The 26,351-nt window shown below is 68.1% G+C and carries 15 protein-coding genes and 1 tRNA gene; 5 read left to right on the top strand and 11 right to left on the bottom strand.

Features of this window, described 5'->3' with window-relative positions; genetic code table 11:
* Positions 1–241: 241 nt before the first annotated feature.
* Positions 242–317 (bottom strand) — tRNA-Arg (locus U0177_RS20075).
* 466 nt (positions 318–783) lie between these two features.
* Here U0177_RS20075 and U0177_RS20070 point away from each other — a divergent pair.
* The 3 genes from U0177_RS20070 to U0177_RS20060 all read left to right on the top strand — a co-directional run bounded on the left by U0177_RS20070 (position 784) and on the right by U0177_RS20060 (position 11,163).
* Positions 784–4,467 carry a DNA-directed RNA polymerase subunit beta gene (locus U0177_RS20070; protein ID WP_409572443.1) on the top strand — a complete coding sequence of 1,228 codons (3,684 nt, stop codon included), beginning with the start codon at positions 784–786 and terminating at the stop codon, positions 4,465–4,467.
* A 75-nt stretch (positions 4,468–4,542) separates the two neighbouring features.
* Positions 4,543–9,132: a DNA-directed RNA polymerase subunit beta' gene (rpoC, locus tag U0177_RS20065; RefSeq protein ID WP_409572442.1), complete on the top strand. Its 4,590-nt coding sequence runs from the start codon at positions 4,543–4,545 to the stop codon at positions 9,130–9,132.
* A gap of 231 nt (positions 9,133–9,363) precedes the next feature.
* Entirely contained in the window at positions 9,364–11,163 is a 1,800-nt protein-coding gene (locus tag U0177_RS20060; RefSeq protein ID WP_409572441.1) for an O-antigen ligase family protein, read from the top strand.
* Between the two features lie 138 nt (positions 11,164–11,301).
* On the opposite strand, the gene U0177_RS20055 is transcribed toward U0177_RS20060, so the two are convergent.
* Both U0177_RS20055 and U0177_RS20050 read right to left on the bottom strand, forming a co-directional pair.
* A complete protein-coding gene (locus tag U0177_RS20055) occupies positions 11,302–12,969 on the bottom strand; it encodes a MutS-related protein (protein ID WP_409572440.1) in 1,668 nt (555 codons plus the stop codon).
* Complete coding sequence (locus U0177_RS20050; protein ID WP_409572439.1) at positions 12,966–13,883, bottom strand: SH3 domain-containing protein; 918 nt, start codon at positions 13,881–13,883, stop codon at positions 12,966–12,968. The genes U0177_RS20055 and U0177_RS20050 overlap by 4 nt, the downstream gene beginning before the upstream one ends.
* Positions 13,884–14,287: 404 nt before the next feature.
* Here U0177_RS20050 and nth point away from each other — a divergent pair, with 404 nt between their 5' ends.
* Entirely contained in the window at positions 14,288–14,959 is a 672-nt protein-coding gene (nth, locus tag U0177_RS20045; protein ID WP_409572438.1) for an endonuclease III domain-containing protein, read from the top strand.
* Here nth and U0177_RS20040 read toward each other — a convergent pair.
* The 5 genes from U0177_RS20040 to U0177_RS20020 form a co-directional block, all read right to left on the bottom strand.
* The gene (locus tag U0177_RS20040; protein WP_409572437.1) at positions 14,926–15,741 is read right to left on the bottom strand and encodes an aminoglycoside N(3)-acetyltransferase; all 816 of its coding nucleotides are present in this window, start codon (positions 15,739–15,741) and stop codon (positions 14,926–14,928) included. The two genes, nth and U0177_RS20040, sit on opposite strands and share 34 nt — an antisense overlap.
* A 29-nt stretch (positions 15,742–15,770) precedes the next feature.
* On the bottom strand, positions 15,771–17,672 hold the full coding sequence (locus U0177_RS20035) for an ABC transporter ATP-binding protein (protein ID WP_409572436.1): 1,902 nt from the start codon (positions 17,670–17,672) through the stop codon (positions 15,771–15,773).
* 50 nt (positions 17,673–17,722) lie between these two features.
* On the bottom strand, positions 17,723–18,466 hold the full coding sequence (locus U0177_RS20030) for a tyrosine-protein phosphatase (RefSeq protein WP_409572435.1): 744 nt from the start codon (positions 18,464–18,466) through the stop codon (positions 17,723–17,725).
* Positions 18,467–18,469: 3 nt separating this feature from the next.
* Entirely contained in the window at positions 18,470–20,482 is a 2,013-nt protein-coding gene (locus tag U0177_RS20025; protein WP_409572434.1) for an ABC transporter ATP-binding protein, read from the bottom strand.
* An 86-nt stretch (positions 20,483–20,568) separates the two neighbouring features.
* Positions 20,569–21,054 carry a DinB family protein gene (locus U0177_RS20020; RefSeq protein ID WP_409572433.1) on the bottom strand — a complete coding sequence of 162 codons (486 nt, stop codon included), beginning with the start codon at positions 21,052–21,054 and terminating at the stop codon, positions 20,569–20,571.
* Between the two features lie 71 nt (positions 21,055–21,125).
* Here U0177_RS20020 and U0177_RS20015 point away from each other — a divergent pair, with 71 nt between their 5' ends.
* Positions 21,126–21,506 (top strand): VOC family protein, encoded by a 381-nt coding sequence (locus U0177_RS20015; protein WP_409572432.1) that lies wholly within the window; start codon positions 21,126–21,128, stop codon positions 21,504–21,506.
* Between the two features lie 10 nt (positions 21,507–21,516).
* Here U0177_RS20015 and U0177_RS20010 read toward each other — a convergent pair whose 3' ends face one another.
* Genes U0177_RS20010 through U0177_RS20000 form a run of 3 tightly spaced genes read right to left on the bottom strand, consistent with a single transcriptional unit; the run spans position 21,517 to position 26,197 of the window.
* Positions 21,517–22,182 (bottom strand): hypothetical protein, encoded by a 666-nt coding sequence (locus U0177_RS20010; RefSeq protein WP_409572431.1) that lies wholly within the window; start codon positions 22,180–22,182, stop codon positions 21,517–21,519.
* Positions 22,183–22,192: 10 nt separating this feature from the next.
* Positions 22,193–24,919 (bottom strand): LuxR C-terminal-related transcriptional regulator, encoded by a 2,727-nt coding sequence (locus U0177_RS20005; protein ID WP_409572430.1) that lies wholly within the window; start codon positions 24,917–24,919, stop codon positions 22,193–22,195.
* Positions 24,920–24,958: 39 nt separating this feature from the next.
* Complete coding sequence (locus U0177_RS20000) at positions 24,959–26,197, bottom strand: MFS transporter (protein WP_409572429.1); 1,239 nt, start codon at positions 26,195–26,197, stop codon at positions 24,959–24,961.
* Positions 26,198–26,351 lie beyond the last annotated feature (154 nt).

Below are 26,351 nucleotides of genomic sequence, written 5' to 3'. Positions count from 1 at the left end.
TACTCGCGCGTCGATATCTATACTCTCTCGCGCTGGATGGGCCATAGCTCGATCAGCGTCACTGCCGACCGCTATGGGCATCTCTACGAGGGCCAGTCGGATTACGTCATCGCACTGGATGACGCAATCGAACAGGGAGTATAATCAATGCGGATACAAGAATTACATCCCGGATTGCATCCTGAGGCCAGGGCAGGCATGGAGGAGGTACAGCAGGAGTGCGCAATTGCGGATTGGGACGTGGCGCGGGCGGCGGGGCTCGAACCCACAACCTACGGTTTAGAAGACCGTTGCTCTATCCATTGAGCTACGCCCGCGTATGCGAATTCCCCTGGCTGTGGTCGTTCTGTACTATAGCATATGCTCGCCGGGCCGACAAGCCCACACCTCTGGCGCCTGGGCATCCAGCGCGCCTGAAAACATTGCAATTCGCCCTTGACATCTCTGGGCGGGCGTGGTATCATTCCTTTTCGCAGTTTTCGTAATACACATCACACATCGATGTGTAGAGAGAGGAGCCTGCGTACATCGCCAAGTACGTCGCAGCGTCACGCACGCGCCGCCCGGCGCAACTTTCAACGCGATCTTTATCGGATGTCACGAACGCCAGTCCAGAGGTTCTGCCCATTGACGGACAGCACTGAGGAAGAGACGGTTCGTGCTTTTGGCATGTTACGAGGAAGTTTTGAGTTTTAAGTTCTGAGTGTTGGGTGATTGTTCTCGCGCTTGAGCTGCTCATAGCTCACAACTCATAACTCATAACTCAGTAAGAGTGAGGTGCCCATGCCCCCCTTGGTCGAGCCTGTGGTTCTTCAGCCGCTGATCATGCCCAACGATCCTGGCGTCGATGGGCTGCATCGCTCCAATCTGGAGCGGCGCTCGTTTGCGCGCATTCAGGACGCGATCGCGGTGCCGACGCTGATCGAGACGCAGATTAATAGCTTTGAGTGGTTTCGGCGCGAGGGTCTGCGCGAGCTGTTTGACGAGATCTCGCCAATCACCGACTTCACCGGCAAAAATATGGAGCTGCGCTTCCTCGACTACGCGTTCGGGGAGCCGCGCTACGACGAATATGAGTGCCGCGAGCGCGACATGACCTACGCCGCGCCGCTGCGCGTGAATGTGCAGCTGCATATCCTGGCTACCGGCGAGCTTAAGGAGAGCGAGATCTTTCTGGGCGATTTCCCGCTGATGACCGAGAATGGCACCTTCGTGATCAACGGCGCCGAGCGCGTGGTCGTCTCGCAGCTTATTCGCTCGCCGGGTGTGTACTTTAAAGAAGAGAAAGACCCGACCAGCGGCCGCGGCCTGCACTCGGCTAAGCTCATCCCCAACCGCGGTGCCTGGCTCGAGTTCGAGACGAATAAGCGCGACGTTATTTCCGTTAAGGTCGATCGCAAGCGCAAGATCCCGGTCACAATTCTGCTGCGCGCTGTGCTGGCGTGGGACGCCCAGCCCAACGGCGAGGGCCAGTGGGCGCCCGACAGCGAGCTCGACCAGCGCGGGCGCGACGAGGATATCATCGCGCTGTTCCAGCACATCGATCAAAGCGACCATCAGTATGTGAAGGTTACGCTCGATAAAGACCCGGCGCGCCACGCCAAAGAGGCGCTGATGGAGCTGTATAAGCGCCTGCGCCCCGGCGACCCGCCCACGCTCGAGAATGCGCGCGGCCTGCTTGAGTCGTTGCTATTCAGCCCGCGCCGCTACGACCTGGCGAAGGTCGGCCGGTATAAGCTGAACAAGAACCTGTGGGAGAAAGACCCGCGGCCCGAGGCGCGCGCCGCCGCGCCCGATCAGAAGGTGCGCGTGCTGCGCCCCGACGATATCTTCAAGATCGTCGAGCGGCTGATCGAGCTCAATAACGGCAAGGGCAATGCCGATGATATCGACCACCTCGGCAACCGCCGCGTGCGCACCGTCGGCGAGCTGATCCAGCAGCAGTTCCGCGTCGGCCTGCTGCGCATGGAGCGCGTGGTGAAGGAGCGCATGTCGCTGCAAGACCCCGACAGCGCCACGCCCAACGCGCTCGTGAATATCCGGCCGGTGGTCGCCGCGATGCGCGAGTTCTTCGGCGGCTCGCAGCTGTCGCAGTTCATGGATCAGACGAACCCGCTGGCAGAGCTGACGAACAAGCGGCGCCTGTCGGCGCTGGGGCCGGGCGGCCTCAGCCGCGACCGCGCCGGCTTCGAGGTGCGCGACGTGCACCACTCGCACTATGGCCGGATCTGCCCGGTGGAAACGCCCGAAGGCCCGAACATCGGCCTGATCGGCACCATGAGCACCTTCTCGCGCGTGAACGAGATGGGCTTCCTCGAGACACCATACCGCAAGGTGTATCGCGAGGTGCTGAACTCGGCCGAGTGGGAGCGCCAGGGCCTGCTGCTGCGCGATGTGCGCGACCTGCGCACCGGCGACCTGATCGCCGCGCGCGGCAGCCGCGTCGATAAAGATATCGCCCGGCGCATGACGGTCAACCTACTGCGCGGCCAGATCCTGCGCGAGGATATCGTCGACCCGGCCAGTGGCGATGTGATCGCCGAGGCCGGCCATGAGATCAATCGCGCCCTGGCCGAGCGGATCGCCGCGACGCCGCTCAAGTCGATCAAGATCCGCCCGATCGTCTCCCAGGAGGTCGATTATCTCTCGGCCGACGAGGAAGAGAAGTACGTGGTCGCGCAGGCTAACGCGCCGCTCGACCAGTTCAACCGCTTCCTTGAGGGCTCGATCGCCTGCCGCTTCCAGGGCGACTTTGAGACCGAGCCGATCGACCGCGTCGACTATATGGATGTGTCGCCCAAGCAGGTTGTGAGCGTCTCGACCGCGCTGATCCCGTTCCTCGAGCACGACGACGCCAACCGCGCGCTGATGGGCTCGAATATGCAGCGCCAGGCTGTGCCGCTGCTGCGCCCCGACGCGCCGATCGTCGGCACTGGCATGGAGTACCTGGCAGCGCGCGATAGCGGCCAGGTGGTGGTGGCGAAAAAGGACGGCATCGTGCTCTCGGCTACCGGCGATAAGATCGTGGTGCTGGAGGACGACGGCGAGCAGCACGAGTATAAGCTGCGCAAGTTCATGCGCTCGAACCAGGATACCTGCATCAACCAGCGGCCTAGCGTGCTGCGCGGCCAGCGGGTGCGCGCCAGCGAGATCATCGCCGACAGCTCCAGCACCGACGCCGGCGAGCTGGCGCTTGGCCAGAATGTGCTGGTGGCGTTCCTGCCCTGGGAGGGTGGCAACTTCGAAGACGCCATCCTGGTGAGCGAGCGCTTGGTGCGCGAGGATATCTTCACCTCGATCCACATCGAGAAGCACGAGGTCGAGGCGCGCGATACCAAGCTTGGCCCCGAGGAGATTACTCGCGATATTCCCAACGTCGGCCAGGATAGCCTGCGCAACCTCGACGACCGCGGGATCATCTATGTCGGCGCCGAGGTGCAGCCGAACGATATTCTGGTGGGCAAGATTACGCCTAAGGGCGAGACCGATCTGACCGCTGAGGAGCGGCTGCTGCGCGCGATCTTCGGCGAAAAAGCCCGCGAGGTGAAGGATAGCTCGTTGCGAGTGCCTAACGGCGTGCGTGGCAAGGTGATCGACGTCAAGGTGTTCTCGCGCGAGGACGATGTCGAGCTGCCGGTGGGCGTGAACCAGACGGTGCGCGTGCTGCTGTGCCAGAAGCGCAAGATTAGCGCCGGCGACAAGATGGCCGGCCGCCACGGCAACAAGGGCGTGGTCAGCCGGGTGCTGCCGATCGAAGATATGCCGTTCCTGCCGGACGGCACGCCTGTCGATATCATTCTCAACCCGATCGGCGTACCCAGCCGTATGAATATCGGCCAGATCCTCGAGACGCACCTGGGCTGGGCGGCGGCCAAGCTTGGCTTCCGCGTGGCTACGCCGGTATTCGATGGCGCGCACGAGGAGCAGATCCACTCGATGCTTGAGCAGTCGGGGCTGCCAAGCGACGGCAAGATCACGCTGTACGACGGGCGCACCGGCATGCGCTTCGACCACCCGGTGACGGTCGGCTATATCTACATGCTGAAGCTTGCCCACCTGGTCGAAGACAAGATCCACGCCCGATCGACTGGCCCCTACAGCCTTGTGACGCAGCAGCCGCTGGGTGGCAAGGCCCAGTTCGGCGGCCAGCGCTTCGGCGAAATGGAGGTGTGGGCGCTCGAGGCCTACGGCGCGGCCTACATCCTCCAGGAGATGCTGACGGTAAAATCCGACGACGTAGTCGGCCGTGTGAAGACCTACGAGGCGATCGTGAAGGGCGAGCCGATCCAGGAGGCTGGCGTGCCCGAGTCGTTCAAGGTGCTGATCAAGGAGCTACAGTCGCTTGGTCTTTCGGTCGAGGTGCTCTCGGCCGACGAAAAGCCAGTGGAGCTGAACGACGACGTCGACAGCGACATGGCGGCGCTGGATGGCATCAACCTGTCGGGCATGGAGCGCGGCGAGTTCTAGATTGTTTGGGAGGGTGTAAGGGAGGGCGGAGCCCTCTCTTACAAACCCACCCCTTTATGATATAAGGGGAGTGAAATGCTCGAGATCAACGACTTCAATGCGATCCGCATCAGCCTGGCCTCGCCCGAGGACATCCTGGGATGGTCGCATGGGGAAGTGACCAAGCCGGAGACAATTAACTACCGCACGCTCAAGCCCGAGCGCGACGGGTTATTTTGTGAACGAATATTTGGGCCACAGAAGGATTGGGAGTGCTATTGCGGCAAGTACAAGCGCGTCCGCTACAAGGGCGTGATCTGCGATAAGTGCGGCGTCGAGGTGACGCGAGCAAAGGTGCGGCGCGACCGCATGGGCCACATCGCGCTGGCGTCGCCGGTGTCGCATATCTGGTTTGTGAAGGGCACGCCCAGCCGGCTGGGCCTGCTGCTCGACATCTCGCCGCGCAACCTCGAGCGGGTGCTGTACTTCGCCTCGTATATCATCACGCACGTCGATGACGAGGCGCGCGCGGGCATGCGCGAGGCGATGCAGGCCGAGTACGCCAGCAAGCGCGAGAAGATCCAGGGCGAGGCCGAGGGCAAGCGGATCGAGCTGTCGTCGCAGCTGACGCAGGACCTGGGCGGCATGGAGACCGCGCAGGTCTCGACGCAGCGGCGGATCGAAGAGGACTACAAGGCCCAGCGCGAGGCGCTGACCACCGAGGCCGAGACGCTGCGCGCCGACCTTGAGGACAAGGCTGGCGAAGCCGCCGAGGAAGATGTCAGCTTCCGCGGCGTGGTGCTGGTAGAGGAGGGCGAGCAGATCACCGAGAAGGTGATCGACCAGCTTGAAGAGCTGCTCGACCAGGAGATCGAGGCCATGGAGGCGCGCCGCCAGCGCGACATGGCCGACGCCGAGCTGCTGACCGATGCCGAGCGCGAGCGCAAGGAGTACGAGGCGACCCAGGAGCGCGAGCGGCTGCAGGAGCGCCTGCAGCGCGAGCTCGACACGCTGGTGCGCGAGGAGAAAGAGAAGCTCGAGCTGATCGACGGCCTGAAGATGCGCCGCATCCTGACCGAGACCGAGTACCGCACGCTGCGCGAGCTGGCGCCAGGCGTATTCAAGGCCGACATGGGCGCGGGCGCGATCCGCGACCTGATTGTGCGCACGGTCGACCTCGAAAAGCTCGGCGAGGAGCTGCAGGTCGAGGTGCAGACGACGCAGGGCCAGCGGCGTAAGAAGGCCACCAAGCGGCTGCGCGTCGTCGAGAACTTCCGCAAGAGCGGCAACAAGCCCGAGTGGATGATCCTGACAATGCTGCCGGTGATCCCGCCGGATCTGCGGCCGATGGTGCAGCTCGACGGCGGGCGCTTCGCGACCTCCGACCTGAACGACCTGTACCGGCGCGTGATCAATCGCAACAATCGCCTCAAGCGCCTGATGGAGCTGAACGCGCCCGAGATCATCGTGCGCAACGAGAAGCGCATGCTGCAGGAGGCTGTCGACGCGCTGATCGACAATGGCCGGCGCGGGCGCGCGGTGAGCGGCAAGGGCAAGCACCGCCTGAAGAGCCTGAGCGATATGCTCAAGGGTAAGCAGGGCCGCTTCCGCCAGAACCTGCTGGGCAAGCGTGTTGACTACTCGGGCCGCTCGGTGATCGTGGTTGGCCCGAACCTGAAACTGCACCAGTGCGGCCTGCCGAAGAAGATGGCGCTTGAGCTGTTCAAGCCCTTCGTGATGCGCCGGCTGGTCGAGAAGGGCTTTGCGCACAACATCAAGAGCGCCAAGCGCATCGTCGAGCGGGTGCGGCCCGAGGTGTGGGACGTGCTTGAGGAAGTGATCCAGGACTACCTGGTGCTGCTGAACCGCGCGCCGTCGCTGCACCGCCTGTCGATCCAGGCGTTCGAGGCCAAGCTGATCGAGGGCTCGGCCATCCAGCTGCACCCGCTGGTGTGCGCCGCGTTCAACGCCGACTTCGACGGCGACCAGATGGCCGTGCACGTGCCGCTCTCGCGCAAGGCGCAAGAGGAAGCGCGCATGCGCATGATCTCGAAGTACAACCTGCTCTCGCCGGCGCACGGCAACCCGATCATCACGCCGTCGCAGGACATCGTGCTGGGCTGCTTCTACCTTTCGATGGTGAAGGACGGCGCGAAGGGCTCGGGTAAGAAGTTCGCCTCGATCGAAGAGGCGATGCTGGCCTACGACAAGGGCGTGGTCGACATCCAGGCGCCGATCTGGGTGCGTATGCGCGGCAAGGTGCAGGGCACGAACGATCGCCAGGTGCGCGAGCTGGCGCCCGACACCGATGGCAAGCCACGCATGCTGATCGAGACCTCGATTGGCCGGATTATCTTCAACGGCGAGCTGCTCGAGCCGATGCAGTATCGCAACCGCCAGGTGCCGAAGAAGGGCCTGCAAGAGATCATCGCCGACTGCTACCAGTACTACACCAACCTGGCGAACCTCTCGGAGGACGACCTGAACAGCGTGCGCGCGATGTACCCGAACGTCAGCTCGCGCGACGAGCTGGCGCGCATCTATGGCTCGGAGCGCACCGCCGAGCAGGCCGACAAGATCAAGTCGCTGGGCTTTAAGTACGCGACGCGCGGCGGCATGACCGTTGGCGTCGAAGATATCCAGGTGCCTCTGGCCAAGCGGCAGATCCTGACGGACTCCGACGCGCAGGTGACCGACGTCGAGAAGCAGTACCGGCGCGGCCTGATCACCGAGGAAGAGCGCTACCAGGAGATCGTCAAGATCTGGCAGGACGCCACCAAGTCGACATCCGAGGCGGTGAAGAACAACCTGAACCCGTACGGCCCGGTGGCGATGATGGTGAACTCGGCGGCGCGCGGTAATATCAACCAGCTGAGCCAGATGGCCGGTATGCGCGGGCTTATGTCCGACCCGACGGGGCGGATCATCGAGCTGCCGATTAAGTCGAACTTCCGCGAGGGCCTGACGGTGCTCGAGTACTTCGTGTCGACCCACGGCGGGCGCAAGGGTCTGGCCGACACCGCGCTGCGCACGGCCGACGCCGGCTACCTGACGCGCCGCCTGGTCGACGTGGCGCAGGACGCGATTATTACCACCGACGACTGCGGCACCGAAGAGGGGCTGTGGCTGCACCGCGCCGACGACAAGGAGATGCTTGAGGAGCTGGAGGATCGGGTGGTGGGCCGCATCCTGGCGATGCCGGTGGCGCACCCGAAGACCGGCGAGGTGCTGGCCGATCGCAACGACGAGGTCGACGAGCGGCTCGCGCAGCTGTTCAAGGAGGCCGGAGTCAACGACGTGTTTGTGCGCTCTGGGCTGGCCTGCCAGGCCGAGCACGGCATCTGCCGGATGTGCTACGGCCGCAACCTGGCTACCGGCAAGCTGGTCGAGATCGGCGAGGCGGTGGGTATCATCGCCGCGCAGTCGATTGGCGAGCCGGGTACGCAGCTGACGCTGCGCACCTTCCACACCGGCGGCGTGGCCTCGGCCGACGATATCACGCAGGGTCTGCCGCGCGTGCAGGAGATCTTCGAGGCGCGCTCGCCCAAGGGCAAGTCGATCCTCTCGGAGATCGACGGCGTGGTCGAGATCATCCGCGACGACGATATGCGCAAGATCCGGGTGGTGTCGAGCGATGTGTACACCGACGAGCAAGATCTGCCCGAGCACTTCGTTCCGCTGCTGGCCGACGGCGCCGAGGTGAATGAGGGCCAGCCGCTGGCCGAGAGCAACCGCGCCGACCTTGGCGGCGACGCGATTGTGTCGCGGCTGACTGGCCGGGTGCACTATGGCGACGGCAAGGTGGTGGTGGTGCAGGAAGATCGCGAGGAGCGCGAGGTGGTGGTGCCGCACAGCGCGCGCCTCACCGTGGGGATCGAGAACGGCTCGCGCGTGACGGCTGGGCAGCAGCTTACCGAGGGCTCGGCCGACCCGCAGGAGCTGCTGGAGCTGCAGGGCAAAGAGGCGGTGCAGCGCTACCTGGTGAACGAGGCACAGAAGGTGTATCGCTCGCAAGGTGTGGATATCAACGACAAGCATATCGAGATCATCGTGCGCCAGATGCTGCGGCGCGTGCGGATCGAGGAGCCGGGCGACAGCGGGCTGCTGCCGGGCGAGCTGATCGACGCGGCCGAGTTTGGCCGGCTGAACGCCGAGGTGGTGAGCCAGGGCGGCGAGCCAGCCACGGCGGCCACAGTGCTGCTGGGCATCACCAAGGCCTCGCTGACGACCGAGAGCTTTTTGTCGGCGGCGTCGTTCCAGGAAACCACGCGCGTGCTCACCGAGGCGGCGATCACTGGCAAGGTCGATTACCTGCGCGGCCTGAAGGAGAATGTCGTGATCGGCAAGCTCATCCCGGCAGGCACCGGGATCGAGAAGCGCCGCGCGCTGGCCGAGGATCTGATGGGCGAGCTGGCTGCGGGGCCGCGCAAGCTCGAAGGCGACGACGACGGCCGGCAGCTTCCGGCCGACGTGCGGCGCGCGTCGGAGATGCTGGGGCAGGGCGATGGCGCCAAGCAGACCAGCTCGGCCGACGACGAAGAGATCCGCCGGCGCCTGCGCGCGCTGCTCGAGGGCACCGACGATGATGCCCCTGCCGATGGCGGCGACGGCGACGACCTGGCCGAGTTCATGGACGCGCTTGATCAGATGAGCGAGCTTGACGACGCGGACGACAAGGAAGAGTAGTACCACGTACAGCTGAAGGCGTAGCCGGTGGTGGGGTTCGGGGGTGGCGCGGTCGCCCCTGAACCCCGCCGCTGTTATTTCCAATAAAGTCTATTGCCTGTCGCCTGCCAGCTTTGCGGCAAAAGGGTCGGATTCGCTAGCGCAACCCACCCTTTTTCTGTGCCCGATTGGGCGGGTATGGCACTTGCTATACAGCCGATCGAGGTGTGGGCGCAGGCATACGGAGGGGCTATGTTCTGGTTGTTCGAGCGCGCGGCGCCGGCTGTCGGGCCGCGCGTATCGCCGGGATGGCGTGGGGCGATTCCCGTGGCGCAGGGGTTGGGGTTGGCGCTCGGGCTGGGGCTTTGCTACTTCAGCGATAGCGCGCCGCTCAAAGTGCTTGGGGTGGCGCTGTTTGGCATACTGGCGCTGCAGCGAGCGGATCTGGCGCTGCTGTTTGTGCCGCTGACGGCGCCCTGGTTTCTGCTGCAGCTGCGGCTGCCTGGCCTGCTGCCGCACGCGGTTCCGCCGCACGAGCTGGCGCTGGCGCTCACGGGTGCGGCGGCGCCGATTGCGCTGCTGGCGCGCCCAGGCGAACTGCGCCGCGCGCTCGCGCGTTTACGCCAACCGCCGCGCGTGGAGCAGTGGCTGCGCCGCTACGCGCCCGAGCTGCTGCTGCTGCTGGCCGGCATCGCCGGCATTCTCTTCACTGCGCCGCAGGCGGTTGCCCGGCAGGATGCGCTGCGCGCGTTTCGGTGGTTTATCGCCGAGCCGCTGGCGTTTGTGGCGCTGACGCACTGGCTGGGCCAGGCATCGCCTGCGCGCGACGGCAGCGCGCCGATCGTGCACAAGCTTGCGGCCGCGTTTGTGTCGGGCGGCTGCGCGGTGGCGCTATGGGCGCTGGCGCAGTTCGCCGGCATGCTGATCGCGCCAGGCGCCTTTCAGCAGAACCTGGGGCTTGATTTTAGCGCCGACGTGCTTGGCCGTCTGCCGCGCGTGGCCTCGATCTACCCAAACCCGAACAACCTAGGCCTGTATATGGGGCGGGTGTGGCCGCTGGCGGCGATGCTGGGGATGGCAGCGTATCGCAGGCGGCGCGGGCTGGGGCTGGTGTACGGCCTGGGCGCGCTGCTCTGCCTTGGCGGCATGCTGGTGTCGTTCTCGCGCGGGGCATGGCTGGGGGCGGGCGCCGCGCTGGTGGTGCTGCTGCTGCCCGAGCTGAAGCGGCGCTTCCGCGCCTGGCTGCTTCCGGTGCTGCTGATCGGCGCGGGCGTGCTGGCCGGTGTGGCCGCGCTGATGCTGGGGCTACGCGGCGGTTTTGCAGGCGGCAGCGTGAATGTGCGGCTGCTGCTGTGGCGCGAGGCGCTGGCGCTGATCGAGCGGCACCCGTTTGGCCTGGGGCTCGACCAGTTCTACTACTACCACAACCCGGTGTTTGGCAATAGCCTGATCGACCCGGCGCTGGCGACTACGAACGACCGCAACGCGCACCAGCCGCACACCTTGCTGCTCGAGCTGTGGCTGAACCTCGGGCCGCTGGGCGTATGCGCGCTTGCGCTGCTGCTGGCGCGGGCGATTTTCGGCGCGAGAGGCGCGCTGCGCGGCCTGGCGCTGGCCGCTGGCCCAGGCGCTGCCGCGGGGCAAAAACCATGGGTGCTCGAGGCGAGGCTGCGCGTGCTTGGCGCGCTGGCGGCGCTGACGGGCGCGCTGGTGCACGGCCTGGTCGACACATTCTACTTCTGGCCCGATCTGGCGATCTCGCTCTGGCTGCTGATCATGCTGGTGCGCTACGATACGGCGCTGGCGACGCCGCCGGCCGCTGCACGGCCGGCGCTGGATGTGGCGCGGGTGTGGCGGCCGATGGCGTGGGCGGGCGGGGCGCTTCCGCTGCGCGTAGGCCGGCGCGGCGCCTACCCGGTTGAAGTGGCCGCGCGCTCCAGCGCGGCGAGGAACGGCGCGCGCATTCCAGAGCTGCCGGTGTGCGCGGGCAACGTCGTGCCTAGCGCTCGGCGTGGCCGGCGGGCGCGCAAGCGTTTGGGCGAGGTGGTGTGATACCAAATTCGCTTGATGACGTACACTTTGGTGGGGTTTGGGGGCGAAGCCGCCCCCAGATTTCTTATTAGTGTTGCCGGCGTGGCGAAGCCACGCCGTGCAACACAAGCTATACGTGATCAAGCGAACAGCGTATGACTAGCTGTTTTCGCCGCTAATAAGCCCACGCTGGCGCAATGTGGCGGCGATCTGGGCGCGGCCGAGGCCGTGGCGGCGGGCTAGCTCGGCGGCGTAGCCAGCGGGCTGCGGCCGGCCGGGCGCGATATGATAATTTGGCGCGGGCGTTTCGCTGCCTGCGGGCGGTGCGCCGACGCCAGCTACAAGGCTTGCCACGCCTGGCGCGGCCGCCTCGCCGTCGAGCGCATCGTCGACCAGCTCGTACAGATGAGTGACGAAGATTGCGCGGGCGCCCAGCAGCAGCAGACCGGCCAGAATATCGCGGCAGAGTGCCCGTGCCGCGCCGTGGTCGGTGCTGGCGAGCGGCTCGTTCAGCAGCACCAGGCTTTGCGGGCCAGCCTGCTGAAAGATACGTGCCAGGCGGTCGAGCTCTTCGGCCAGGCGCCCGCCGCTAATGTCGGCGCGCTCGGGCGCGGCGAAGTGGGTGTAGCAGGCGTCGATCGGGCTGATGCGCGCGCTGCGACCCGGCACCAGCAGCCCGGCCTGGGCCAGCACGTGCGCCTGGCCCACCGCGCGAACGTAGGTGGTTTTGCCGCCGCTGTTCGGCCCGGTGAGAAGGAAGACGCTGGCATGCTCGCCGAACCAGGCGCGGTTCGGCACGACCTTCTGGCGCATAGCGGTGTCGCCTTCGGCCAGACGCAGCCGCAGCGCAAGGTCGAGGCTATATAGCTCGTCGATCGTGCAGGCGCGCTCGGCGGCTGGCGCGATCATCGGCCGGCAGAGCGGTAGCCCGGCAGCGCTCAGCTCGCTGGCAAGCCGGGCGGCGCCGAGGTAGAACGCAAGCTCGGGCGCGAGCGCGGCCAGGCCAGCGCCGTTGATGCGCGCGTAGTTGCCAAGCGCGTCGGCGATCGGCGCGGCCACGCGCTCGAGCAGGCGCGACAGATCGCGAAATAGCTCGTGCTCAGGCGCGCGCTGGCGGCCCTCTTCGGCCTTATAGAGCGCGGTGATGCCGCGAATAGCGTCGGCGGCGGCACGCTCGCCAAACAGACGCTCGATCAGCGTAGCTTTGCCGCCGAAGCGCTGCGCGTTGATCGACACCACCGTAGCCGACTCGGGGCGCAGCTGGCCGTCGAGATTGATGCCGAGCGTGACGCTGCCGGCCTGATCGAGCTGGGCGCGCAGGTTCGGCAGCTCGGCGGCGAGGCGCCGGTACTCGGGCGTGGCGCGGGCGGTTTCCAGGTAATCGCGGAGCGCCAGCAGGCCGGCCGAAGCGAGCTTCGCGCTCTCGGCGGCGAGCGCCAGGGCCAGGCCGTCGACGCAGGTGAGGTAGGCGTCGAGCTCGGCCAGCCGCGCGCCGACCTGCACCAGCGGGATGGGGTCGCTCCAGTGGCTGGGGCGGCCGGCGTTTGCCAGCTCGGCCAGCTGCGGCAGCAGCGCAGCGCAGCGCGCCGCGAGATCGGGGTTGGCAAGCAGATCGGCCAGCACGTCCTGGCGGAAGCGGATCGTCGCCGGGTCGGTGTTCAGCTCGGCCAGCACCGCAGCGACAAAGCGGCTGTGGCGGCCGTCGTAGTCGAGCGCACGAGCAATCGAGGCCAGGCCAAGGTCGGCCTCGCTGGGCGCCGGATGGCCAGATGGGGCGCGGGCGCCGCCCGGCGGGTAGAGCAGGCTGGGCGCGGTTGGCTCGCTCATGGCGCGGCGTCGAGCTGCAGGAACTGGTCGTCGCACCAGCCCTGGCGGCCGTTCATGTCGACTTGCCACCAGGTGTGGCCTTCGGCCTCGACTGGCCCGCCGATCAGCGTGATGCGCGTGCCGTTGGCCACGGCCAGCAGCACCGCTGCCTGAATGGAGTGGTCGGCGCGGATGTTCAGGCCATCCTCGGCGCGCACGGTGGCGGCGCGCGGCGCGGCGGTGGCGGTTGGCGCGGCGGTTGGCGCAGGCGTGGAGCCGGCCGGGCTGGCGGCGGGTGTGGCGGCGGGCGCAGGCGCGCGCGACGCCGTGGTGTTGCGGGCGATTGCCGCGATCGCGATAATCACCAGCAGCGTGGTTGCCGCCAGGATGGCCATCCAATTGAGCCGCGAGCGCGCGGGCTTGGCTGCGGCCTGGCGCGGCCGCACGGCGCGCGGGATCTCGGGTGCCGCTGGGCCGGCGCGCCGCGCCGCGCCGGCGGGGCTGGCTGGCCGCGCGGGCCGCGCCGGAGCGGGTGTGGGCGTGGCAGCTGGCGCGGGCGGCGTATAGCCGCACAGCCGCTGCACTAGCTCGGCGTAGCGTTCGAGATCGGCGCGCGAGCCGGTGTAGCGCCCGCCGTGGGCCACGCGCGTGCGTACGCTGTTGGTGCGCCAGATCACGTCGCGATCGGCCTGGCTCAGGTCGCGGTACAGCATCATCGCGTCGAGCAGGTCTTTCCACTGGACTTTCTTTGGGTCGACATAATCGGCGCGCTGGCCTTCGGGCACGTGCGTGTCGGCGGCGAGCTGCGCGCGAAACGCGTCTTCGAGGGCACCATGGATGCTTTGCAGCGCGCCGCCCAGCAGGTCGGGGTCGTGGCCGGCTTTGGCCAGGCGCTCAAGCCCCAGCTCGAGCTTCGCGTTCACGCTGTTCTCCATCGGTGGCTCCTCGGGGGCTAGCGGCGGCTGCCATACCCTAGCACGAAACCGGCATTCTGGCAACCTGGCGGCGGCGCGATCGGCCATGGAATGCTAATAGGAGCTACGCACGTACGCTCTTTGGCTTCCTCAGTCGGCGAGTTTGAGCCTGCGGCAGCATGGTCTTTCTCCATCTTCTGCATACGATTTTTTCACGCTCCGCGCGGAAAAATCGCATACAATTCTGCCGAAGGCTGAGCACGCCAACTGCGTCAGTCATGTTTGTTTCTGCGATGCACTGCGCGGCCTCGCTCGGCATCGCAGAAACAAAAGGAACGTGATCAAACGGAGTGGCTATAATTGCGCCATACGCGCCGGCGGCGGGCAAACGGGGCCTGTGCGCGGCGCGCAGGAGTAAGCGATATATGGCCGAGCGAGTGCAGGCGGTGTACGCGCGGCTGCGCGATGTGTATGGCTTTCTGGTGCGGCCGCCCGGCGACGACCCGGTGGGCGAGCTGGTGGCCACGATCCTCTCGCAGAGCACGACCGATCTGAACAGCGGCCGGGCTTACGAGCGGCTGCGGGCACTATACCCACATTGGGAAGAGCTGCTGGATGCGTCAGAGGACGAGATCTACGAGGCGATCAAGCCGGCCGGGCTAGGCCGCATGAAGGCGCCGCGGATCAAGCGGACGCTCCGCGAGATCGTGCGGCGGCGGGGCGAGCTGCGGCTCGACTTCCTGGCCGGCCTGCCGCTGCCCGAGGCCAAGCGCTGGCTGACCGCGCTCGACGGGATTGGGCCGAAGACGGCGGCATGCGTGCTGCTGTTCGCGCTTGGCCGGCCGGCGCTGCCAGTCGACACGCACGTGCACCGTGTAGCCGGGCGGCTAGGGCTGATCGGCCCGCGCGTGAGCGCCGAGCTGGCGCATGAACAGCTTGAGGCCGCGCTGGCGCCCGAGCAGATCTACACCTTTCACATCGCCATGATCAGGCACGGCCGGCAGGTGTGCCACGCCCAGCGCCCGGCCTGCGCGGCGTGCCCGCTGCGCGACCTGTGCGACTTCTACCGGTTCGCTTCCATCCAGGGCACGGCGTAGTCGATCAGCGCGCGCTGGGGCATAAGCAGGGCCGTGGCGGCGCCGACGCTGCCCTGGCGCACCAGGCCGGTGTCGCGGGCGAAGTCGCCGCCGATCGCCGGGAAGTCGTCGGAGTCGAACACGATATCGTCGTAGGCGGCCCACTGGCGCCGGCCATCCAGCATCACCGGGGCGTGGCGGGTCTCGGGGCCTTTGCCGAAGAAGTTCGCGCGGTATTCGGCCAGGTGCAGCGAGGTGTTGTTGCCGTGCCCGACGCCGAGCAGCAGCACGTGGCCGCCCAGATCGTAGATCCGCGCGAGCGGCGAGGTTTCGCCCAGGCCGTTGCTGAGCGCGTGGCCGCCGGTGATCGGCGCGGCATGGCGGCCCCAGGCGGCGAACGAGTCGCTCGGGTGGGCGCTGCGCAGCACCCCCGCGCCCTTGCGGAAGGTCTCGGCGATCGCGCCCATCTGGCGCGTCGGCGTCAGGTCGGGGTCGTAGGCCGGCATGGCCGCGCGGATCGGCTCCCACCAGGCTTCGGGCACGGGCGGGTTCTGCCACACACCGGGATTCGAGAGGTCGGAGCTGTGCGTCGGCATCACCAGCGTGCCCTCGGCGCCGAGCAGGTTTTGGAGCGCCAGGATCACCGCAACCGGCCCGCCGCAGACCCAGCCGAGCCGGCTGAGCGACGAGTGCACCAGCAGGGTCATGCCCGGCTGCACGCCCAGCGCCCGAAGGTCGGCGATCAGCGACGCCGTGGTGACGGGGCCGCTCTGATGCGCCTGAATGACATCGGCTTCGCTCATACCGCTTTTTCTTTCACGGGGCGCGGCGGCTAGCGGGCCGGAGCGCGCTCATGGCCGAACGCGCCGACCTGCTCGATGTACTCGAGGCTCTGGTGGCGGAAGTAGGCGTTGTACAGCTCGGCGTAGTGGCCGCCGCGCGCCAGCAGCTCGTCGTGGCTGCCCTGCTCGATGATCCGCCCGGCCTGCATCACGATGATCCGATCGGCGGCGCGCACGGTCGAGAGCCGGTGGGCGATGATTATGCTGGTGCGCTGGCGCATGATCATGTCGAGGCCCTCCTGGATCTGCGCCTCGGTGAACGGGTCGATGCTGGCGGTAGCCTCGTCGAGGATGAAGATCGACGGATCCTGCAGCAGCACGCGCGCGAGCGCCACCAGCTGGCGCTGGCCGAGCGAGAGCCGCGCGCCGCGCTCGCCCACATCGGTTTCGAGGCCGCGCGGCAGGTCGTCGATCCACTCGCCGCCGCCGAGCTTGTGGGCGGCCTGGGCCACGTCGGCGTCGCTGGCGTTGGGGCGGCCGTAGCGGATATTCTCGGCGACGCTGCCCGAGAACAGAAACGGCACCTGCGGCACCAGCCCAAGCTGGCCTCGGTACTGGGCCAGGCTGAGCGTGCGGATGTCGCGGCCGTCGATCAGGATGCGCCCGCCCTGAAACTCGTAGAAGCGCGTGATCAGCCGCGCCAGGCTCGATTTCCCCGCGCCCGTATGCCCGACAATCGCCAGTGTTTCGCCCGGGCGAATGTGCAGGTCGAAGCCTCTGAGGACGAAGGATGAATGATGATCGTCGATGTCGGTCGCGTGTGCGATCGTGCCTTCGCCGGCTTGGTCGTTCTGCTTTGATGGGTCGCCGTAGCTGAACGAAACGTGCTCGAAGGCGATCTCGCCGCGCAGCCGCGGCAGCGCGACCGCGTCGGTCTGCACGACCCTCGGCTCGGCGTCGATCAGCGCGAACACGCGCTCGCTGGCCGAGAGGCCCTGCTGGAACTGGCTCCAGAACGAGGCGATGCTGGTGAGCGGGTACAGAAAAATATTCAGCGTCTGCACGAACAGGTACCACTCGCCGCTGGTGAGCGTGCCGCCGAGCACGCGCCGGCCGCCGTAGTACACCACCAGCGTCGTGACCACGCCGCTGATAATATCGAGCGTTGGGAAGATCGTGTTGAGCACCAGGCCGCGCAGCAGCCGCACGCGGTAGGCCAGCGCGTTGGTCTTGCGGAAATCGTCGTAGATCGCCGCCTCCTGGCGGAAGCTCTTGGCCACCGCAATACCGCTCACCGTCTCTTGGATGGCGGCGTTGACTTCGGCGGTGGCGCGCTGGCCGCGCTGGGTGCTCCAGCGCGCGATCCGGCGAAAGCTGAGCGCGGCGGCGAACACCACCGGTGTGACGGCCAGCACCAGCAGGGCCAGGCTCACGTTGATCGTGAACAGCACGATCGTGATGATCAGCACCAGCAGGAACTGGCTGATCAGGTCGATCGTCAGCGTGACCACGTTCGAGAAATCCTGGGTGTCGGATGTCACGCGGCTGACGATCTTGCCCGAAGAGAACCGGTCGTAGAACGACATGTCGCGCTCGATCACCGCCGCGAATGCGTCTTCGCGCAGCTTCAGCACCACGTTGCCCACCACGCGCGCGGCCAGCGTCTGGCGGATGAAGTTGAAGAACCAGCCGAGCGAGCCGAGCACCAGCACGGCGCCGCCGAGCGCGAGCGCCAGCTGGGTGGCGGGGTTGCCGGCCAGCGCGTCGATGCCGCGCGAGATGATCACCGGGATGATCGTTTCGGCCAGGGTGCCGAGCGCGACCATACCGGCGACGATCGCCATGGTGCGGGTGTGCGGGCGGAAGTACGTGCCGATGCGGCGCACCAGCGCGCTGTCGCGGTAGTTGCGGTCGTAGTCTTCGGCCTCGAGGCCGTCGAGCACAAATCCCATAGAGCGTATCCCTTATGCGTTTGCCGGCGGCCTCGGCAGAGCGGCGTGGGTCAGGCGCTTTCGAGCAGGTGCTCGCGCAGGAGCGCTACCTGCTCGGCGCTGACGCCGAGCGTGGCGATGTACTGGCTCAGGCCGCCGTAGTGCGCGCCGATATGCGCCAGCACGTGCAGCATGGTTTCGCGCGGCGACTGCACCATGCGGTCGTAGCGCGCGTGGTTTTCGGCGGCGACCGACGGCCGCTCGAGCGCGAACAGCGGCGCGAGGCGGGCGTGGCTCAGCGCGTAGTCGTCGGCGATGGTTGCAGGCTCGACCCCCAGCGCGCCGAGCGTCAGCGCGATCACCAGGCCGGTGCGGTCCTTGCCGACGGCGCAGTGCACCAGCAGGGGCGCGGTGGCGGCGCCGGCGATCGTCGCCAGGATCGCGCGCAGCTGGGGCTGGCAGCCGTCGACGTAGCGGGTGTAGAGCTCTTCGAGCGTATCGGCCGGCGCGTCGATCGTTGGCGCGGCCTCGTCGTCGAATAGTGGCAGGTTGCGATAGATCATCCCGCTGGCGGCGGCGAACACATTTGGCCTCTGGCTGGCCTCGGAGGGCCGGCGCAGGTCGATGATCGTGCGCAGGCCGTGGCCGCGCAGCGCCTGCTGGCCGGCGGGCGTCAGCGCGTGAAGGCTATCGGAGCGCAGCAGCCGGCGCCAGCGCACGCGCTGGCCATCGGCGGTGATGTAGCCGCCCACATCGCGGATGTTGTAGCTGCCTTCCAGGGCAAGGTGGCGTTCGAGGGCGTTCTGGTCGGTCATTCTCTATGCTCCATCGTGATCGGCCGGCTGAGGTGCGGCGGGCTTGGCGCGCTCGTAGTGCGCGAAGATTCGGCGGTAGGCCTCGCTGGAGGCAATCAGCTCGTCGTGGGTGCCCTGGGCCACCAGCCGGCCACGCCGCAGCACCAGGATGCGGTCGGCCCAGCGGATCTGCGAGATCCGGTGGGTGATCAGCAGGGTGGTGCGGCCTTGCTGGATGCGGCGCATGGCCTGCTGGATCAGGTCTTCGGTGGCGCTGTCGATCGCGCTGGTCGAGTCGTCGAGGATCAGGATGCGCGGGTTGGTGAGGAACGCGCGCGCGATCGCGATGCGCTGGCGCTGGCCGCCCGAGAGCGTCACGCCGCGCTCGCCAATCACCGTATCGTAGCCCTCGGGCATCTGCATAATGAAGTCGTGCGCCTGGGCCTCGCGCGCGGCCTGCTCGATCTGCTCGCGGGTAGCGCTGCCTGCCGCGCCAAAGCCGATGTTTTCGGCGATCGAGCGCGAGAACAGGAAGATATCCTGCTCGATCGTCGAGATCTGCGAGCGCAGCGACTGCAGGCTCCACGCGCGCACGTCGACGCCGTCGATCAGCACCTGCCCGCCCGACGCGTCGTAGGTGCGATTCACCAGCTTGGTGAGCGTCGTTTTGCCGCTGCCGGTCTGCCCGACGATCGCGATCGTTTCGCCGGGGCTGGCGGTGAAGCTGATATTGTTAAGAACCGAGGACGAAGGACGAAGGGTCAAAGCGGGTGTTTCCATGTTCGATGCAGCGTCGCTCATTGAAGCGCTTTCGTCTTTCGTCTTTGGTCTTCGGTCTTCCTCGTGAGCAGTAAGCACGGAGGACGAAGGACGAAGGGTCAAAGCGGGTGTTTCCATGTTCGATGCAGCGTCGTCGACAGAAGCTGTTTGGTCTTTCGTATTTGGTCTTTCGTCGCTATAGCCAAAGCTCACGCTCTTGAACTCAATCGCGCCCCTAATCGGCTGGGCGCTGCCGCCGGCATTCTCGTCGAGCTCGGCCTCCTCTTTGATCAGCGCCAGGATGCGCTCGGCGCCGGCGATGCCCAGCTGCACCAGCGAGAAGCTGAACAGCGAGATGAACGTCGGGAAGCGCAGGATGGACAGCAGGCCCATGAACGCCACCACCTGGCCGATCGTGATCGTGCCGCTCATGAACAGCAGCAGCGCGTGGCCAAAGCTCAGGCCGTAGGCGATGCCGAACAGCAGCAGCGGCAGGTAGCGCGCCTTGATGCGGCCCTCTTGCACGAACAGGTCGCGGTAGCCGCCGGCGCTGAGCGTGAAGCGGCGGCGCTCCTCAGGCTCCTGGGCGTAGCCCTTCACCACCTCGATGCCCGCGATCGCCTCGGCCAGGCGCGCGTTCATGGCGCCAAACTGGCCGCGCAGCGCGCCCGACACCGGGCTGAGGGCGCGGCTATAGCCGCGGATGGCCAGAACGAGCCCCACCAGAAACACCAGCGGCACCGCCAGCAGCTCGGCGCGCACGGTGGCGATACCGATCAGCGGGATGATCACGAAGAACACCGACTCCCCGATCAGCGCGGCGCCGGGGCTGATCATCAGGTTGAGCTGCTGCACGTCGTTGGTGGCGCGCGCCATGATATCGCCGACCTGCTGGCGGTTGTGGAATGTCTGGCTTTTGCCCAGCAGGCTGATGTACAGCTCCTCGCGCGAGTCGCGCTCGAGCCGCTGCGCCAGCGTCTCGACCATCGAGACGCGCCCGAGGTCGAGCAGGCCGTAGCCGCCGCGCACCGCCAGCACCGCCAGGGCGATCCACAGCAGGTCGCTCAGCTGCGAGCCGGGGCGGGCGGCAATGTCGAACGCGCGGCCGATCAGGATCGAGCCGATATTGTAGAGCGAGACGTTGAAGATATTGCCGAGCAGGATGCCGATCGGCAGCCAGGGGTAGCGCAGAACATGCGAGATGATCCAGCGCACCGGCGTGCGGTGATCGTAGGCGTAGGCATCGGCGACGGTAAACTCACGGCGTGCGACGGCCATTGTTCCTCTACTACCATCTATGATTGGGCGCTATGCACTCGGGCATGGTGCCCGATATAGCACAAATTTGCAATCGGTCTTTGGGCCTATTCGCGCGCGGCCAGGGCGGCCCGCAGCGTGCCAAGGTGCTCGGCCTCGTGGTCGCGCAGCGCTTCGAGCAGGTACTCGGGCAGGGTGCCGGGCCACTCGGGCCAGGGGTTGCGGCGCTGTGCCTCGGCCGCTGGCAGGCTGCGCACATAGCTCAGCAGCTCGGCGCGCACGCGCTCAAGCTCCATCAGCTGCTCGCCGGGAGTCAGCTCGGCGCGCTCGGCTACCTCAAGCGCGTTGAAGCGGTCCTCGTTTGTGGCGCGCTCGCGAAAGTTGTCCGGCGTTGTGCCGCTGGCCATGCGCTGCGGCAGCACCTGCACCACCCATTCCTCCCAGGCGGCCAGGTGGGCCAGCACATTTTTGATCGACCAGCCATCGACCCTGCCGGGCTGGTCGAGCGCGGCCTCGTCGAGGCTGGCCAGCAGGCTCAGCAGCTCGGCGCGCGTGGCCTCGAGCTGCTCGGCGGCGCTTGCGAGGGTTGCCATGGGGATGCTCCTTGTGTACAATCGGGCAGTCACCTGTGCTACCGGCTGATTGTACACGATAAGGAACGACCATGGAGATCGTTGGGCTTGATCATATCCAGCTGGCGATGCCGGCCGGGCGCGAGGCCGAGGCGCGCGCGTTCTACGGCGGCGTGCTTGGCCTGCGCGAAGTGGCGAAACCCGCGCCGCTGGCGGCGCGGGGCGGGTGCTGGTTTGAGGCGCCGGGCACCCAGATTCACCTGGGCGTCGAGGCCGAGTTCGCGCCGCAGCGCAAGGCCCACCCCGCGCTGCTGGTGCGCGATCTCGCGGCCTGCCAGCGCGAGCTGGTGGCGGCTGGCGTGGCGGTGCTGCCCGATGCTACGCTGCCCGACGTGCGGCGCTGCTATGCCAGCGACCCGTTTGGCAACCGGATCGAGCTCATCCAGCACGGCGACGGCTTCACGCAGCGCTAGGCGCCGCGCGTCACCAGCGGTCGATCGTCAGCTCGTTGGCGCCGCCGGCCACCTCGACCTCATAGCGATCGGGCGCCTGCGCGGCGCCGGGGCTCGCGATCCGCATGGTGCCGCCGACCGCGCCGTAGTGCTGTTCGTCGAATGCCAGCTGGCTGGCGCTGTGGCGCACAACCAGCTGCGCGGCGCAGCGCGCAGGCAGGCGCAGGGTCAGCCGGTTGGCCCCGCCGGCGACGCGGATGGCCACAACGCCGCGCGGCGCGGCCAGCTCGAGCGTGGCCTCGCTGACGCCGCCCGCGATCGTCAGCCCGCTCAGGCGCAGCGCGCGCAGGTCGGCGCCGAGCCGGGTGGCGCCGCCGTTGATTGTGATCTGCCAGGGCAGCGCGGCGGCGAGCGCGATTGTGCTGGCGTGCTGGCCCCACAGCAGTGCGTACCTGGCCCACTCCGCCAGCGACAGCCGCGCGTAGCGGATGGTGACGGCGCCGTCGGCGGCATCGACGTGCGGCACAGGCCCTTCGAAGTGCGCCTGAAACAGCGTGCCTGGCGCCTGAGCGGCACCGAGCGTCAGCAGCGACACGCCGCGCGCAAAGGTCAGCTGGCCGCGCGTGGCCGTGCCAAGCGGCGCAGACAGATCGCGCGCGGGCGACGCCGGCGTGGTTGCAGGGTGCTCGGATCTCATGGGTTTGTCCTTATCGTGTGTCGCGCGGTGCGCGGGTTAGCGCGCGCGCCTCGCGGCGGCTATTGACGCCTAACTTGCGGTAAATGCTCTGGACGTGTGTTTTGACGGTATTGACCGAGACGACCAGCTCGTCGGCGATCTCGGGGTTCGAGAGCCCGGCGCCCAGCAGGCGCAGCACGCGCTGCTCCTGCGGGCTCAGCGGCTCGGCCAGGGTATCGAGCGCGCCGGGCAGGGCGCGCGGTGGCGCAGCATTCGCGGGGGCGCTCGGGAAGCGCGCCAGCAGGCGCTCGGCCAGTGCGCGCGCCGGGTCGGATGCGGCCAGGCTGCGCGCGGCGCCAGCCAGCAGCGCCGCCATCGGCGCGCCGTGGTCGAGGAACACGCGCCATGCGCCCGATGCCTGTGCCCGCACCAGCGCCAGCCGCAGCGCCTCGGCCGCCTCGTGGGGGTGGCTGCCGGCCTGTGCCAGTGCGAGCAGCGCCAGCAGCGCGATCTCGCTCAGGCCGCGCCCGGCGGCCCGCGCATCGGCCAGCCAGTGCTCGATCGCGCGTACCGCCGCGGTCTGCTCACCCTGGGCGATCAGCCAGCGCGCCACGATCAGCGCCTCGCGCTCTTGCTCGAACCGCGCGACGTCGTCGCCGGGCTGGGCGGCGGCGTTTGCCCAGCGCTGCACCGCGACCATGTCGCCCAGCGCGAGCGCCAGCTCGGCCTGGGCGGCCTGCACCGCGCGGCGCAGCTGGGGGTCGGGGTGCTGCAGGGCGCGGCCGGCCAGCAAACCCAGCAGCGGCTGGGCTTCGGGCCAGGCGCCGCGCGCGATCGAGGCGCGCGCGCGCAGCAGCGATGCGGGTATGAACAGCGCCGCGTCGGTCATGCGGCTGCCGTCGGAGGTGACGCACTGCTCGGCTAGCGCCAGCGCGCGCGCCAGATCGGCCTCGGCGGCGCGCAGGTCGTCGCGCAGGTAGGCCAGCCCGGCGCGCCCGATCAGCGCGTGGCCCTGGTCGATCGGGTCGTCGGCGGCTTCGGCCAGCACCTGTGCGTAGATCGCGCCGGCCTGGTCGAGCTCGCCGCGCTGGATCGCGATCTCGGCCAGAGTCAGCGTGGCGGCGCGCACGCCGTAGCCGTTGGCGCTGGCTTCAAACAGCGCCCGCGCCTCGAGAAGCTGCTCCTCGGCGGCGCGCAGCTGGCCGTGATCGAGCTCGTCGAGGCTCACCTGCATCACGGCGATGCTGCGCCAGTGGTGCTCGCCGGCGGGCAGCAGCGCCAGCGCGCGCCGGGCCACGCGCCCGCTCTGCCGGCGCTGGCCCTGCCACCAGATCGCCAGGGCGCGCAGCGCCAGGGCCGTGCCGAGCCTGCGCTCGTCGCCGGCGCGCATCCAGCCGCGCTCGGCCAGCTCCAGCGGCCCCTCGATCAGCCGGAGCGTGGCCGGCGCGGCGCGGTCTTCGCTGAACAGGAGCGCGGCGGCGTAGGCCAGGCACACGGCCGGGTGGCGCGCGAGCACCGCGGGCGGGAGCTGCTCGGCCCAGCGCCGCAGCGTGTACACCTCGAAGCGCATCTGCCCCAGCTCGCTCAGCTGGTCGATCAGCCCGGCTGCGGCCTCGAAGTCGTGCGCGGCCAGCGCCGCCTCGGTGGCGTCGGCCAGCAGCCCCTGCGCGGCGTACCAGCGGCTGGCGCGCGCGTGCAGCTCGCGTACATGCGCGGCGCCAAAGCGTGCCAGCGCCTGCTGGCGCATCGCCTCGGCGAACAGCGCGTGGTAGCGGAACCAGCGTCGCTCGCCGTCGAGCGGGGTGAGGAACAGGTTTGCGCGCTCGATCGCCTCGAGCGTGGCCTGCCCGGCCTCGCCGCCGGCTACGGCGTCGCATAGCTCGCCCGACAGCCGATCGAGCACGCTGGTGGCCAGCAGAAAGCGCTGGAGCTGCTCGGGCTGGGCGGCGAGCACCTCGGCCGCGAAGTACGCCGCGATATGCTGGTGGCTGCCTGCGAGCGCCGCCAGCGCGCGCGCGGCCTCGTGTGGCGCGGCGCCCTGTGCGATCGCCAGCGTCGCTAGGCATAGCCCGGCCGGCCAGCCTTCCGTGCGCTCGGCGATCTGCCCCAGCAGCTCGGGCGGCAGCGGCGCGGCCAGCGCCTGCTGGAGCAGCGTGCGGATCTCGGCGGGCGTGAAGCGCAGGTCGCCCGCGCGCAGCTCGCTCAGGTCGCCGCCGGCGCGCAGCCGCGCCAGTGGCAGCGGCGGCTCGTCGCGGGTCATGATCAGCAGGTGCAGCGTCGCGGGCAGTCGCTCGATCAGAAACGCCAGCGTGGCGTGGATCTCGGGCGCGCTGATCGTGTGGTAATCCTCGAGCACCAGCACGCTGCGGCCAGGCAGGCCGATCAGGCCGTTCAGCAGCGCGGTGAGCAGCGGCTCGATCTGCAGCGGCTGCGGGCCTGGCAGCAGCGCGGCGGCTGCGTCCAGCGCGCGCGGGTGCAGCCGCTGGCACGCAGCAACCAGGTAGCCCCAGAAGCGGCCGGTGTCGTTGTCGCCCGCGTCGAGCGTGAGCCAGGCTGCCTGCACGGGCGCCCCTGCCGGCTGCTGCCGGGCGGCGAGCCACTCGGCCACCAGCGTGCTTTTGCCATAGCCGGCCGGCGCGGCCACGAGGGTCAGCCTGCGCGCGAACCCGGCGTCGAGCCGCGCCAGCAGCCGGGGGCGCCGAACCAGCGGAGCGCCCGGCTGCGGCAGGGCCAGTTTAGTGTAGAGCAGGTCGTTCATAGCGGTAGTGTAGCGCGAAACGTGCCGCGCCGCGAGTGGCTACGCGCTCTGGGCCGCGCCGGCGGCCTCGCGCGTGGCCGGCACGCGCACGCGCAGCAGCAGCGCGCCGGCCAGCAGAAACAGCGCCGCGCTGAGCCAGAATGGCGCGCTCGGGGCCACGCTGTCGTAGATCAGGCCGGCCGCCAGCGGCCCGCACGCGGTCATCAGGCTTTGCAGCGCGGTGCTCACGCCGGCCAGCTGGCCTTGCTCGTGCTGGCGCACCTTGCCGGCCAGCAGCGACCCGGTGGTGGCCCACACAAAGCCGCCCACGCCGCTGATCAGCACGACGTTCGGGTACAGCCACCACAGCGCTGGCGCCAGCGCGATCACCAGGGCGCCCAGGCTCAGGCCGATCTGGCTCACTACGGCCATGCGCCGCTCGCCCATGCGCGCCACCACGCGCGGCACCAGCGCGGCCTGCATCACTGCGGTGACGAGGCCCGACACCACGAACAGCGCGCCGATCTGCCAGGGCTGCGCCGCGAACTGGCTGGCCAGGTAGACGCTCAGCGCGCTATTCATGCCGTCGAAGGCGAAGGCGAAGACGCACGTGGCCAGCAGCAGTGTCGCTACGCCTGGCTTGCGCGCTATCTCGGCGATCGCGCCAAGCGGGTTGAAGTCGGCCGCGCGCATTGGCGCAGCCTGGCGCCGCGCTGGCGGCAGCGACTCGGGCAGCCAGGCGTAGATCAGCGCCACGCTCGCCAGCGCCAGCACGCCAGCCGCGAACGCCGGCGCGTCGATGCTGATCTGGCTCAGCGCGCCGCCAAGCGCCGGCCCGACGATAAAGCCTAGCCCGAAGGCCATGCCGATCAGCCCGAAGTTGGCCGGGCGCTCTTCGGGCGTCGAGATGTCGGCGATATATGCCCCGGCCGTCGACATATTGCCGCCCGAGATGCCGTCGATCACGCGCGCGAGCAGCAGCACCCACAGCGCGCCGCCCACGCCGAAGATGAAGTAGCCGATCGCCGAGCCAAATACGCACACCAGCAGCACCGGCCGCCGCCCGACGCGGTCGCTGATCTTGCCGATCGCCGGCGCGGCTAGAAACTGCGCGGCGGCGTAGATGCCGGTGAGCGCCGTGACCATGAATGCGTCGGAGCTGAAGCGCTGCACGATAAACGGCGCCACCGGGATGATGATGGTGAGGCCGATGATGTCCAGCAGCATGATCATGAAGATCAGCCCGAGCGCGCGCTTTTTGGCGGCCGGCTGGTCGTGCTCGCCGATGAACCTTTGCATTGTGCCTTCCTTTCTTGGTCTGCTCTTGATCTGCTTATGCCGTGACTCTAGCGCGCGGCCGGGTGAGCGCGCATCACCCGAAATGGATGATCGCGCCGCGTGGCCCGTGTGAGTTGGCAAGATTTACGCGGTGCGTGTTTTTTGCCTTCGGCAG

Origin of the sequence: Kouleothrix sp. (genome assembly GCF_046328425.1) — a bacterium.
Taxonomy (GTDB): Bacteria; Chloroflexota; Chloroflexia; order Chloroflexales; family Roseiflexaceae; genus Kouleothrix.
The sequence above is the reverse complement of the archived record's forward strand: the minus strand, read 5'-3'. Positions and strand labels throughout refer to the sequence as shown.